Source organism: Streptomyces sp. NPDC057428 (assembly GCF_042803195.1).
GTDB lineage: Bacteria > Actinomycetota > Actinomycetes > Streptomycetales > Streptomycetaceae > Streptomyces.
Genome location: NZ_JBHVCT010000017.1, coordinates 1 through 12,440 on the forward strand (window position 1 = coordinate 1; position 12,440 = coordinate 12,440).

Sequence of the window (12,440 nt, forward strand, 5' to 3'; positions counted from 1 at the left end):
CGCGGCCCCGCGGGGCCGCGGCCGGCGCCGATCCGGTCCTAGTTGTTCTGGCCATGGAGGTTGGTGACCGATCCCACGGCTCGGGGATCTTGAACGACTGAGGCCTCCCGGGTTCGGGGAGGCCGGTTACCGGGGTGCCTCCCCGCAGGTGACCGCGACCCGGTGCGGCATCTCGCACACCGGACTGCTGCACCACTTGCCGACCAAGGAGGCGCTGCCGCTCGCGGTGCTCGAACGCCGGGACGACGTGGATCGCGCTGATGGACGGCCTCCAGGTCCAGTGGCTGCTCGGCGACTTGGGGACGGACATGGCCGGCGTCCTGCGCGCGCACATCCAGGCCCAGCTCACCGTTCACTTCTGACGGCCACGGGCGGCTCGCGTAGCACCTCCGGCTCGTGGCGCCGTCTCAGATAGTAGGAAGTCCGAGTATCTGTAGAGACAGACGGCCTCGGGTGTCCTAGCGTTGTAGGAGCCGAACGAATCGCTGATCCAGCGATGGGCGGTCGTGAGCGTGCCCCGAAGCAGGCAATCCCTGCGGTATCAGCTCCCCGTCCCCTCCGGCGCCTCGAAATCCCGATCTCGATATCCGTCGTGAAGTCCTGATCTCGAAATCCACGCGATCTCAAGGAGTCGATCCCTCATGGCCCAGACCACTGTCCGCCGCGTCCGCCACACCTCCCGCCCCGCCGACTCGGACCGCAAGAACGCCGCCGCGGCCCTGCAGCGGGCCCTCGACCGCCGTGACAACGGCGGGTCGACCGGTCACTGAGCACGTCCTGGTCCCACCCCGTGGCGTACGCACCCCATGACATCCGCTGTCCGCATCGTGGACAGCGAATGTCATGGGGTGGGACGGGCGGCTAAGCTGCGTCCATGTCTCGCAGCATCGATCTCGCAGTGATCCCCGGCGACGGTATCGGCCAGGAGGTCGTCACCCAGGGCCTCAAGGTCCTCAACGCTGTTCTCCCGCAGGACGTGAAGCTGGAGACCAAGGAGTACGACCTCGGCGCCCAGCGCTGGCACCGCACCGGTGAGACCCTCCCGGACGCGGAGCTGGAGTCCCTCAAGGGCCACGACGCCATCCTGCTCGGCGCCATCGGAGACCCGTCCGTACCGTCGGGTGTGCTGGAGCGCGGGCTGCTGCTGAAGCTGCGCTTCGCCTTCGACCACTTCATCAACCTGAGGCCGTCGAAGCTCTTCCCGAACACCGCGACGCCGCTGGCCGGCCGCCCCGAGATCGACTTCGTCGTCGTCCGTGAGGGCACCGAGGGCCCGTACACGGGCAACGGCGGCTCGCTGCGCACCGGTACGGAGCACGAGATCGCCACCGAGGTCAGCGTCAACACGGCCCACGGTGTCGAGCGTGTCGTGCGTGACGCCTTCGCGCGTGCCGCCGGCCGCCCGCGCAAGAAGCTGACGCTCGTCCACAAGAACAACGTCCTCGTGTACGCCGGCCACCTGTGGAAGAACATCTTCGACAAGGTCGCGGCCGAGTACCCCGAGGTCACCACCGACTACCTGCACGTCGACGCCGCGACGATCTTCTTCGTCACCCAGCCGGAGCGCTTCGACGTCATCGTCACCGACAACCTCTTCGGTGACATCCTCACCGACCTGGCCGCGGCCGTGACCGGCGGCATCGGCCTGGCCGCGTCCGGCAACATCAACCCGACGGGTGCCTTCCCGTCCATGTTCGAGCCGGTCCACGGCACCGCGCCCGACATCGCGGGCCAGGGCAAGGCGGACCCGACCGCCACGGTCCTCTCCGTCGCCCTCCTGCTTCGCCACCTCGGTTACGAGGCCGAGGCCGTGCGCATCGAGGAGGCCGTCTCCGCCGACCTCGCGGAGCGTGACGGACAGAACGCCCGCACCACCGACGAGATCGGCGACGCGCTCGCGGTACGGGTAGCGAGCTGACCCGACGACTCCACTTCGAAGCCGCCGGGTCGCAAGCGCACCCGGCGGCTTCACCTCGCGGTCTCCGGGTGCCACCATCGACCCTGGACCGCGTTTTTCGCGTCGCCGCACACGTCGTACCGAGTCTGTACCGAACACGTCATTTCGTGCAGAGCCGCCCCCGGGAGATAATCGAACGCGGGACCGCGGCTCGCGGTGGAGCTCGGACGTCCTACGAACCGCCCGGCAGTGGCCGGGAGGGCGGGCGTGGTCGCGGTCCATCACACACAAGACCGGTGAAGGACACGCACTCATGACGACGCCCACGATCGAGCTCAAGCCCTCCTCGAACCCGCTGTCCGACGCGGAGCGCGAGGCGATCCTGGTCAGCCCCGGATTCGGCCGCTACTTCACCGATCACATGGTGACGATCAGCTGGACCGAGGGCCGCGGCTGGCACGACGCCCAGCTCGTGCCGTACGGACCGCTCTCGATCGACCCGGCCAACATGACCCTGCACTACGCGCAGGAGATCTTCGAAGGGCTCAAGGCCTATCGGCAGCCCGACGGCTCGGTCGCCACCTTCCGTCCGGAGTCCAACGCCGCGCGCTTCCAGCGCTCCGCCGCCCGGCTCGCCATGCCCGAGCTTCCGGTCGAGACGTTCATCGAAGCCTGCGACGCCCTCGTCAGGCAGGACCAGGCGTGGGTGCCCGGGCACGGCGGTGAGGAGTCGCTCTACCTGCGCCCGTTCATGATCGCCTCCGAGGTCGGCCTGGGCGTGCGGCCCGCCAACGAGTACCTTTTCCTCGTCATCGCCTCTCCCGCCGGCGCGTACTTCCCCGGCGGCGTGAAGCCGGTCTCCATCTGGCTCTCCCAGGACCGGGTGCGCGCCGTCCCCGGCGGCATGGGCGACGCCAAGACCGGCGGCAACTACGCCGCCTCCCTCCTCGCGCAGGCCGAGGCCGCCGCGAAGGGCTGCGACCAGGTCGCCTACCTCGACGCCGTCGAGCACAAGTGGGTCGAGGAACTGGGCGGCATGAACCTCTACTTCGTGTACGAGCAGGAGGACGGCGGCAAGCGGATCGTCACCCCCTCCCTGACCGGCTCGCTGCTCGCGGGCGTCACCCGTGACTCCCTCCTCACCGTCGCCCGGGACCTCGGCTACACCTCCGAGGAGGGTCGCGTCTCCCTCGACCAGTGGCGCGACGACAGCGCGAACGGCACGCTCACCGAGGTCTTCGCCTGCGGTACCGCCGCCGTCATCACCCCCGTCGGCACCGTGAAGTCCGCCGACGGCGAGTGGACGCAGGGCGACGGCACGCCCGGCGAGGTCACCATGAAACTGCGCGAGCGCCTGCTGGACATCCAGCGCGGCATCGCCGAGGACACCCACGGCTGGATGCACCGTCTCGGCTGATCCCCGAGTCCCGTCGCACGAAGGCCGCGCCCCCACCGGGGCGCGGCCTTCGCCGCACCCGGACCGGTACGAGTCCCGCGAGCAGGTCCTGGGCCACATGCGCGGCTACGTGGACGAGACCCTCACGCCTCCCGGCGGCATCCCGCCTGCGACGGACGTCACGCCCGCATCCTGAGACGGCCCGGGACCCGGTGGCGCTGCTGTGCCAGACTGCTCGCGTGTCCTCGTTCGCCATGATTACCGGCAGCAGGCGCGCCGGTCCGCAGTGACCGTCCCGTACCACCACGTACGGAACGGACATCGTGCCCCAGACCCGCGCGCAGACCTCTCGCACCCGCGAGGGGTTTTTTCGTTTTCCGGCCACACCGAGGCCGGAGCGAGGCACGCGGGACGATGGGGGCAAGTGGAGCCGATTCGTCCGGATCCGCCCACCCGACAGGAGTCAGATCAGCATGACCACCAAGGCAACGGCCCCCGATGACACGTTCCACGTCTTCGACACCACGCTGCGCGACGGTGCGCAGCGTGAAGGCATCAACCTGACGGTCGCGGACAAGCTGACCATTGCCCGGCACCTGGACGACTTCGGTGTGGGCTTCATCGAGGGCGGCTGGCCCGGCGCCAACCCGCGGGACACGGAGTTCTTCGCCCGCGCCCGGCAGGAGATCGACTTCCGGCACGCCGAACTCGTCGCGTTCGGCGCCACCCGCAGGGCGGGGGGCAAGGCGGCCGAGGATCCGCAGGTCCGGGCACTCCTCGACTCGGGCGCCCCGGTGATCACGCTCGTCGCCAAGTCGCACGACCGTCATGTGGAACTGGCCCTGCGCACCACGCTCGACGAGAACCTGGAGATGGTCCGCGACACCGTCGCCCACCTCCGTGAGCAGGGCCGCCGCGTCTTCGTCGACTGCGAGCACTTCTTCGACGGCTACCGCGCCAACCCCGAGTACGCCAAGGCGGTCGTGCGCACCGCCTCCGAGGCGGGCGCCGACGTGGTCATCCTCTGCGACACCAACGGCGGCATGCTCCCCGCCCAGGTCCAGGCCGTCGTCTCCACCGTCCTCGCCGACACCGGCGCCCGTATCGGTATCCACGCCCAGGACGACACCGGCTGCGCCGTCGCCAACACCCTGGCCGCCGTGGACGCGGGCGCCACCCACGTGCAGTGCACCGCGAACGGATACGGCGAGCGGGTCGGCAACGCCAACCTCTTCCCCGTCGTCGCCGCACTGGAGCTCAAGTACGGCAAGGCAGTCCTGCCCGAGGGTGCGCTCGCCGACATGACCCGGGTGTCCCACGCCATCGCCGAGGTCGTCAACCTCACGCCGTCCACCCACCAGCCGTACGTCGGGGTGTCCGCCTTCGCCCACAAGGCCGGGCTCCACGCCTCCGCGATCAAGGTCGACCCGGACCTCTACCAGCACATCGACCCGGCGCGCGTCGGCAACACCATGCGCATGCTGGTGTCCGACATGGCCGGCCGCGCCTCCATCGAGCTGAAGGGCAAGGAGCTCGGCATCGACCTGGGGGACGACCGTGAGCTCGTCGGCCGTGTCGTCGCGCGGGTCAAGGAGCGTGAGCTGAAGGGCTACACCTACGAGGCGGCCGACGCCTCCTTCGAACTCCTGCTGCGCGCCGAGGTGGACGGCAGGCCCCGCCGCCACTTCCGCATCGAGTCCTGGCGGGCGATCGTCGAGGACCGCCCCGACGGCACCCACGCCAACGAGGCGACCGTGAAGCTCTGGGCCAAGGGTGAGCGGATCGTCGCCACCGCCGAGGGCAACGGCCCGGTCAACGCGCTGGACCGAGCGCTGCGCGTCGGCCTGGAGCGGATCTACCCGCAGCTGGCCAAGCTGGAGCTCGTCGACTACAAGGTCCGCATCCTGGAAGGCCGCACAGGCACCGAATCCACCACCCGGGTACTGATCACCACGGGCGACGGATCTGGTGACTGGGCGACGGTCGGTGTGGCCGAGAACGTCATCGCGGCTTCGTGGCAGGCGCTGGAGGACGCGTACACCTACGGTCTGCTGCGCGCGGGCGTCGAGCCCACCGACTGACCGCTCTCCCTACTGGAGCCGCCACTTCTGGTTGGCGGCTCCGGTACAGGTCCAGATCTGGACGGCGGAAAGCTGACAGCGGCGGTGTCCAAGCCGTTCGCCGAGGCCGACCACCTGCTGCTCACCGGTGACCTGACCGGTGCCGTCGCGAAGCTCCGCGCGGCGTACCGCGCCGCGTAACAGCATGAAAACCGCGTAACAGCACGAAGGGGACCCGGGCGGGCGACGCATTCATCGCCCGTTCGGGTTACTTTCGGAGTATGCGGAAGAGGCTGTTCGCCCCCTTGTGGGCCTGCCTGCTGCTGATTCTCTCGGCGGCCGTGCTGGCCCTGTCCCCGGCCGCCCAGGCCGCCACCTCCACCATCGACGACGCGGCCCGCGCGCTGCGCCAGGGCCCGGTCTACGTGGACCCGGCGGCTGCCGGCCAGCTCACGGCCTCGCAGGAGGCCGCCCTGGAGAAGAAGATCAAGGACGCCGACAAGCCGGTCTTCGTGGCCGTGCTTCCCGCGACGTCCCAGTTCCCGCCCGACAACCTCCTGCGGAACCTGCGCAGCGACACCGGTATCACCGGCGTCTACGCGGTCCGCCTCGGCGACGGGTTCAGTGCGGGCGCGGACCCGCAGGTGATGCCGACCCGGGCCGTGCAGAACCTCACCACGGCCGTGAAGGCCCCCGGAACGGACACCGACGCCGCGACCCAGCTCAACGCCTTCGTCGACAGCGCGCTGGACCAGGCCAAGGGCAGCGCCCCGGCCTCCTGGTCCGGCGGCAGCGCCGGGGACGGCTCCGCGAGCGGCGTACCGGCGGCGGGTCTGATCGTCCTCGGCGGCGTCGTCGTGGCCGGCGGAGCCATCGCGTTCACGGTCGTCCGCCGGAACAGGAAGCGCAAGGAGGAAGAGGAGCGGGTCGCTCTCGAAAGGCTGCGCGTCGTCGTGGACGAGGACATCACCGCGTACGGCGAGACGCTCGACCGGCTGGACTTCAAACCGGGGGAGGCGGGTGCCACCGACGCGATGCGCGCCGACTACGAACGCGCGCTGGACTCCTACGAGGACGCCAAGTCCCGCATGGGCAACGCCCACCACCCCTCCGACGTGCGCGGAGTCACCAAGGCCCTGGAGGACGGACGGTTCTCCCTCGCCGTCCTGGACGCACGGCGCAAGCACCATGAACTCCCGGCCCGCCGGCCGCCCTGCTTCTTCGACCCGCGGCACGGCCCCTCGGTCGCGGACGTCATGTGGACTCCGGCCGGCGGAGCGGCCCGCGAGGTCCCGGTCTGCGGCGCCGACCAGACGCGGCTGCGGGAGGGCGAGGACCCGATGAGCCGCACGGTCGACGTCGGCGACGGCCGCCGCCGCCCGTACTGGGAGGCCGGCCCGGCCTACGGCCCCTGGGCCGGCGGCTACTTCGGCGGCGGGCTGCTGCCCGGCCTCCTGATCGGCACCGTGCTGGGCTCGGCGCTCTCCACCCCCGCCTACGCGGCCGAATACGGCGGAGGCGACTTCGGCGGCGGTGACTGGAGCGGCGGTGACGTGTCCGGGTCCGACTTCGACTCCTCCGGCTTCGGTGGGTTCGGGGACGGCGGAGGCTTCGGTGACGGCGGCGGCTTCGGCGGAGGCGGCGGCTTCGGCGGGGGCGGCGGATTCGACGGGGGCGGCGGGTTCTGACGGACCGGGCCCGGAGCCGCGACCGGCCTCCGGCGCGTGATCAGCCGGGGGATCGGCTCACCGGGTGGCGGCCTTCCGCGCGGGCTGTTCCCCGCACCGTCGCTGCGGCGCGGCCTCGCGCCACCTGGTGGCGCGGGGGGCGAACGGGTGACAGGCTTGGTCCGATGAACCGTGACCGGGTGGAGAAGCAGCTGCTGGACGGCCTGACCGTCGACACCAGCAGGCCGGAACAGCCTGTCCTGCTCGACGATGCCGGCAGGCCGATAAGGACCTGGCGCGAGAACTACCCGTACGACCGGAGGATCAGCCGCAGGGATTACGAGCGGACCAAGCGCATCCTGCAGATCGAACTGCTGAAGCTCCAGCGGTGGACCAAGGACACCGGCGCCCGTGTCGTCGTGGTGTGCGAGGGCCGTGACGCGGCCGGCAAGGGCGGCACCATCCAGCGCTTCACCGAGCGCCTCAACCCGCGTGGTGCCCGCATCGTGGCTCTGGACAAGCCCACGGACCGCGAGCGGGGACAGTGGTACTTCCAGCGCTACGTGGCCCATCTGCCCGGGCCCGGCGAGCTCGTGTTCTTCGACCGCTCCTGGTACAACCGGGCCGGTGTCGAACGCGTCATGGGTTTCTGCACCCCGCCCGAGTACGAACTCTTCCTGCGGCAGTGCCCGGTGTTCGAGGAGATGCTCGTCGACGACGGCATCATCGTGGTGAAGTTCTGGTTCTCCGTCTCCCGCGCCGAGCAGCGCACCCGCTTCGCCATCCGTCAGGTCGACCCGGTGCGCCAGTGGAAGCTGTCGCCCACCGACATCGACTCGCTCGACCGCTGGGACGACTACACGACGGCGAAGATCGACATGTTCCGCGCGACCGACACCGCGCACGCGCCGTGGACCGTCGTCAAGAGCAACGACAAGCGCCGGGCCCGCCTCGAAGCCATGCGCAGCCTCCTGGCCCGCGTCGACTACGCGGCGAAGGACCCCGACGCGGTCGGCAAGCCGGACCCACTCGTCGTGGGCGCCGCCGCCACCCTGCTGGAACCGGGCGAGGAGGACACCGCCCTCTCACCCACCCGCCTCGCACCCCACACCGACGGCCCGGGGCAGCACCCGTAGGCCGGCGTGTCCCCGGGTAGCGTCACCCAACCGATCCGGTGAGTGGCGAGCCACGGGTGGGGTACGCGGATGCCCGCTACACCGCGGAGCCGGCGGCGTTACTCAGGAACGCGGCCCAGGCGGCCGGGGGCACGGTGAGCACGGGGCCGTCGGTGACCTTGGAGTCGCGGATGTGCACGGCGGCGGGGTGGGCGGAGACCTCGATGCAGTCGCCGCCTTCACTGCCGCTGTAGCTGGACTTGTGCCAGTCGTAGGCGACTTCGAGGCAGTTGCCGCCCTCGCTGCCGCTGTAACTCGACTTGAACCAGGTGAGTGTCGTGGCGTGTGCAGCGCGAGTCATGACTCTCCAAGCAGGTCGTCCAGTAGCTGCATGCTTTCCTCGGGGGAAAACGCCTGCGAACGCAGCATCCCATATTTCTGATGCAGCACACTGACCTCGTCGAGGTCGTCCAACAGGACGCTGACCCGCTGCCCTTCGATGTAGGCGAGCTGATCGTGGTCGGGGGTCTCCAGCAGCACCATCGGCCCGTCGAGCGCGGCGTGCGTTTCTCGGCTCGTAGGCATGATTTGAATGCCCAAGCCGGGCAGTTCCGCGCAACGCCTCAGATGCGCGAGCTGTTCGCGGAGTACGGCCCGACCTCCGAGGGGGCGTACCAGGACGCACTCCTCGATCAGGAAGTTGGCCATCAGGCGGGGCTTGCGTTCGAACACACGTGCTGCCGGTCGAGACGAGCAGCGACGCGCTCCTGCAACTCGTCTTTTTCCAGAGGTGGATAAAGACTGGCGAATACCGCCCGCGCATACTCCTCCGTCTGCAACTGCCCTGGAATCACCTGATTCTGATAGGACAGCAGCGTCACCGCCTCCTGCTCGTACTCCACGAAGTCCTGCACGAACGCCGGAAACCGCTCCTTCTGCGGCACCTTCGACACAGCGACCCGCAACACGCCCTTGGTGTCCAGCAGTTCGTCCAGTTGCGCCGCGAAGTCCGCCTGGAGGGCCCGGCGCCCCTGCTCGATCGAGGCGATCGTGTCCTCGCCGACACAGAACCGGTCGGCCAGCGACGTCTGCGTGTGCCCGGCCGCCCGGCGGAAGGCGGCGAGCTGCGCGCCGATGAGGTGCCAGGACGTGACCCGCTTGTTCTTCTTCGCCGAGTGCATGAAGTGCCTCTCCCCGTACGTGAACCCCGCCGGACCCGTCAGCACCCGTACAGAAGCGGTGTACGACCTGACGCGGTGACCCACAGTAGTGACGTTCTGTGACGCTCGTCCCGTGAACGAATCAACGCAACTCACCCCCTTCCGCGAAGCGTTCTACCGCCGTGAGCGCAGGTCCGTCCCCCTCGTGCGCCAGTTCGTGCGTGAGGCGCTGCTCGACTGGGCGTGCGAGGTGGACCTCGACGGCGTACTGCTCTGCGTGAGCGAACTCGCCACCAACGCGCTGGTCCACGGGGTCCCGCCCGGGAGGGGATTCCGGGTGCAGCTGACCTGGAAGGACGCGCTCCGCGTCGAGGTCCACGACAGCGGGGGCGGTGAGGTCCGCGAGACGTCCGGCCCCGCCCCGTACGCGGAGTACGGACGCGGACTGCTGCTCGTCGGGGTGCTCGCCGATGCCTGGGGGGTGGGAGAGCGGAGTCCGGGCAAGACGGTCTGGTGCGAGTTTGCCGGATCGGCAAGCAAGTTTGTCGGATCGGAACACCGGGCGCACCATCTCCCGTAACAGGAGGTGATTCGCATGAGCGAGACGAATCAGCGGTACGACGTCGTGGTCATCGGCGGCGGGGCCGCCGGGCTGAGCGGAGCCCTGGCCCTTTTCCGGGCGCGGCGCTCCGTGCTCGTGATCGACTCGGGCAGCCCGCGCAACGCACCCGCGTCCCACGTGCACAACTACCTGGGCCGCGAGGGCACCCCGCCCTCGGAGCTGCTGGCCGCCGGCCGGGCCGAGGTGCTCGGGTACGGCGCCGGGATCGAGCGGGGCGAGGTGGTCACGGCGGAGAAGCTCGCCGACGGCTTCCGGGTCGTACGGGAGGACGGGAGCGCCGTCGAGGCCCGCCGCCTCCTCGTGACGACCGGACTCGTCGACGAGCTGCCCGCCGTCGAGGGGCTGGCCGCGCGCTGGGGCCGCGAGGTGCTGCACTGCCCGTACTGCCACGGCTGGGAAGTGCGGGACCAGGCCGTGGGCATCCTGGCCGTGAGCCCCATGGCCGTGCACCAGGCCCTGCTCTGGCGCCAGTGGTCCGACGACGTGGTGCTGTTCCGGCACGAGCAGCCCGACTTCGGCGACGAGGAGTACGAGCAGCTCGCCGCACGCGGGATCGCGGTGGTGGACGGCGAGGTGGCGGCGCTGGAGGTGGGGGACGACCGGCTCACCGGCGTACGGCTGGCCGGGGGCACCGTGATCCCGCGCCGGGCGGTCGTGGTCCAGCCGCGCTTCACCGCGCGGTCGGCGGTCCTCGACGGCCTGGGCCTGGTGCCCACCGAGCTGGTCGTGGGTGACCACGTGGTCGGCTCGTACATCGCGGCCGACCCCTCCGGAGCCACCGATGTGCCCGGCGTGTGGGTGGCCGGTAACGTCGCCAACCTCATGGAGCAGGTGGTCGGCGCGGCCGCCGCCGGACTCAAGGCCGCCTCGATGATCAACATGGACCTGGTCACCGACGACACCAACCGCGCGGTCGCGGCACGCCGCACCCCCTTCTCGGCCGAGGCCGAGCGTCAGGTCACCGAGCGCGTGCTCGGGGACCGCCGTCACGGACTGCAGGAGACACGATGACCACGGACAGCACGCGGACCGACGCCGAGATGTGGGACGACCGGTACCGCGAGAGCGACCGGATCTGGAGCGGCAAGCCCAACACGGTCCTGGTCCGTGAGGTGGGGGACCTGAAGCCGGGGCGCGCCCTCGACCTCGGCTGCGGTGAGGGAGCCGACGCGGTCTGGCTCGCGCGGGGGGGCTGGCAGGTCACCGCGACCGACATCTCGCGGGTCGCCCTGGAGCGGGCGGCGGTGCACGCGGCCGACGCCGGTGTCGCGGACCGGATCGACTGGCAGTGGCACGATCTGGGGGCCACGTTCCCGGCGGGGGAGTACGACCTGGTCTCCGCGCAGTTCCTGCACTCCATGGGGGACCTGCCGCGTGAACGGATCCTGCGCCGGGCCGCCGACGCCGTCGCGCCCGGTGGTGTGCTCCTGATCGTCGGGCACGCGGGCTTCCCCTCCTGGGACCACGGCCACGCGGACATGGAACTGCCGACGACGGACGAGGTGCTCGCCTCCCTCGAACTCCCGGACGGGGAGTGGGAGGTACTGCTCAGCGGGGAGCACGAGCGGGTCCAGAACGACCCCGACGGCAACCCCACCACCCGCACGGACAACGCGCTGAAGGTCCGCCGCGCGGCGTGATCCCCGGCTGGTGAGGGGGCCGTCGGCCGGACGCCGAGCGCCCGCCGTCCTACCCCGGAGGGGAGGGCCGGCGGGCGAGCTCGGTCCGGACGGGTCAGGCCTGCGGGGGGGGCCTTGATGGCGGAGATGTCGAAGCTGAGCTTGACCTTGTCGCTGACCATGACCCCGCCGGTCTCCAGGGCGGCGTTCCAGGTCAGGCCCCAGTCGGAGCGCAGGATGTCGGCGCTGCCCTCGAAGCCGATGCGCTCGTTGCCGTAGGGGTCGGTGGCGGACCCGTTGAACTCCAGGTCGATGGCGAGCGGACGGGTGACGTCCTTGATCGTCAGGTCGCCGGTGACGCGGTAGGAGTCGCCGCCGAGCTGCTCGGCGTGGGTGGAGCGGAAGGTCATGAGGGGGTACTTCTCGGCGTCGAAGAAGTCACCGCTGACCAGGTGGCCGTCGCGGTCGGCGATGCCGGTGTCGACGCTGGAGATCTGGACGTCGATGGAAGCGGTGGAGGCTGCCGGGTTCGCGCCGTCCAGTGTCAGCGTGCCCTCGTGCTCACCGAAGGAGCCACGCACGTTCGTGACCATGGCGTGGCGCACGGTGAAACCGATGCTGCTGTGGCTGGGGTCGATCGTGTACGTGCCGGTCAGTGCGGCCAGTGCCGGGTCCACGGCGAGGGTGGCGGTGGTGGACGGGGCGGTGTTCTTGCGGTTGAACAGAGCCATGGCTCCTCCTCGGGGCGGTTTCCGACGTGTTCTGTACGACAGGCCGTCGAAGTATTGGTTTAACCTTCAACGAGATTGACTCTAGCGTCTTTTTGTTCAATGTTCAACATCAAGGGTCCAGGCCGGTCCGGAAGTCGCCGTGCGTGTCGCGATGTCGCCGCTGCCCCCTGGCG

12 protein-coding genes and 2 pseudogenes are annotated in these 12,440 nt (G+C 70.2%); 10 read left to right on the top strand and 4 right to left on the bottom strand.

The window, feature by feature from the left end; genetic code table 11:
• Positions 1-112 precede the first annotated feature (112 nt).
• The 7 genes and pseudogenes from ACFU5K_RS09455 to ppk2 all read left to right on the top strand — a co-directional run.
• A pseudogene (locus ACFU5K_RS09455) lies at positions 113-362 on the top strand (hypothetical protein); the annotation flags it as partial.
• A gap of 279 nt (positions 363-641) precedes the next feature.
• Positions 642-770 carry a hypothetical protein gene (locus tag ACFU5K_RS09460; RefSeq protein ID WP_384058576.1) on the top strand — a complete coding sequence of 43 codons (129 nt, stop codon included), beginning with the start codon at positions 642-644 and terminating at the stop codon, positions 768-770.
• A gap of 104 nt (positions 771-874) precedes the next feature.
• Positions 875-1,918: a 3-isopropylmalate dehydrogenase gene (locus ACFU5K_RS09465; protein ID WP_384058578.1), complete on the top strand. Its 1,044-nt coding sequence runs from the start codon at positions 875-877 to the stop codon at positions 1,916-1,918.
• 292 nt (positions 1,919-2,210) lie between these two features.
• On the top strand, positions 2,211-3,314 hold the full coding sequence (locus ACFU5K_RS09470) for a branched-chain amino acid aminotransferase (RefSeq protein ID WP_384058580.1): 1,104 nt from the start codon (positions 2,211-2,213) through the stop codon (positions 3,312-3,314).
• 452 nt (positions 3,315-3,766) lie between these two features.
• Positions 3,767-5,374: a citramalate synthase gene (gene cimA, locus ACFU5K_RS09475; protein ID WP_384058582.1), complete on the top strand. Its 1,608-nt coding sequence runs from the start codon at positions 3,767-3,769 to the stop codon at positions 5,372-5,374.
• 260 nt (positions 5,375-5,634) lie between these two features.
• A complete protein-coding gene (locus ACFU5K_RS09480) occupies positions 5,635-7,041 on the top strand; it encodes a hypothetical protein (protein ID WP_384058583.1) in 1,407 nt (468 codons plus the stop codon).
• Between the two features lie 164 nt (positions 7,042-7,205).
• Positions 7,206-8,156 (top strand): polyphosphate kinase 2, encoded by a 951-nt coding sequence (gene ppk2, locus ACFU5K_RS09485; protein ID WP_384058585.1) that lies wholly within the window; start codon positions 7,206-7,208, stop codon positions 8,154-8,156.
• Between the two features lie 76 nt (positions 8,157-8,232).
• On the opposite strand, the gene ACFU5K_RS09490 is transcribed toward ppk2, so the two are convergent.
• Genes ACFU5K_RS09490 through ACFU5K_RS09500 form a run of 3 tightly spaced genes read right to left on the bottom strand, consistent with a single transcriptional unit; the run spans position 8,233 to position 9,316 of the window.
• Positions 8,233-8,496, bottom strand: a complete 264-nt coding sequence (locus ACFU5K_RS09490) for a DUF397 domain-containing protein (protein ID WP_384058587.1) — start codon at positions 8,494-8,496, stop codon at positions 8,233-8,235.
• Positions 8,493-8,843: a DUF5753 domain-containing protein gene (locus ACFU5K_RS09495; RefSeq protein WP_384058589.1), complete on the bottom strand. Its 351-nt coding sequence runs from the start codon at positions 8,841-8,843 to the stop codon at positions 8,493-8,495. The genes ACFU5K_RS09490 and ACFU5K_RS09495 overlap by 4 nt, the downstream gene beginning before the upstream one ends.
• Positions 8,843-9,316, bottom strand: coding sequence for a Scr1 family TA system antitoxin-like transcriptional regulator (locus ACFU5K_RS09500; protein WP_384058591.1), 474 nt, complete (start codon positions 9,314-9,316; stop codon positions 8,843-8,845). The genes ACFU5K_RS09495 and ACFU5K_RS09500 overlap by 1 nt, the downstream gene beginning before the upstream one ends.
• 112 nt (positions 9,317-9,428) lie before the next feature.
• On the opposite strand from ACFU5K_RS09500, the gene ACFU5K_RS09505 reads away from it, so the two are divergent.
• From ACFU5K_RS09505 to ACFU5K_RS09515, 3 genes are read left to right on the top strand one after another with little or no spacing between them, the layout of a single operon-like run.
• Complete coding sequence (locus tag ACFU5K_RS09505; protein WP_384058592.1) at positions 9,429-9,875, top strand: ATP-binding protein; 447 nt, start codon at positions 9,429-9,431, stop codon at positions 9,873-9,875.
• Between the two features lie 15 nt (positions 9,876-9,890).
• Positions 9,891-10,928: an NAD(P)/FAD-dependent oxidoreductase gene (locus ACFU5K_RS09510; RefSeq protein WP_384058594.1), complete on the top strand. Its 1,038-nt coding sequence runs from the start codon at positions 9,891-9,893 to the stop codon at positions 10,926-10,928.
• A complete protein-coding gene (locus tag ACFU5K_RS09515; RefSeq protein WP_384058596.1) occupies positions 10,925-11,557 on the top strand; it encodes an SAM-dependent methyltransferase in 633 nt (210 codons plus the stop codon). Before ACFU5K_RS09510 ends, ACFU5K_RS09515 begins: the two co-directional genes overlap by 4 nt.
• 110 nt (positions 11,558-11,667) lie before the next feature.
• On the opposite strand, the pseudogene ACFU5K_RS09520 reads toward ACFU5K_RS09515, so the two are convergent.
• Positions 11,668-12,267, bottom strand: a pseudogene (locus ACFU5K_RS09520) (YceI family protein); the annotation flags it as partial.
• Positions 12,268-12,440: the final 173 nt, after the last annotated feature.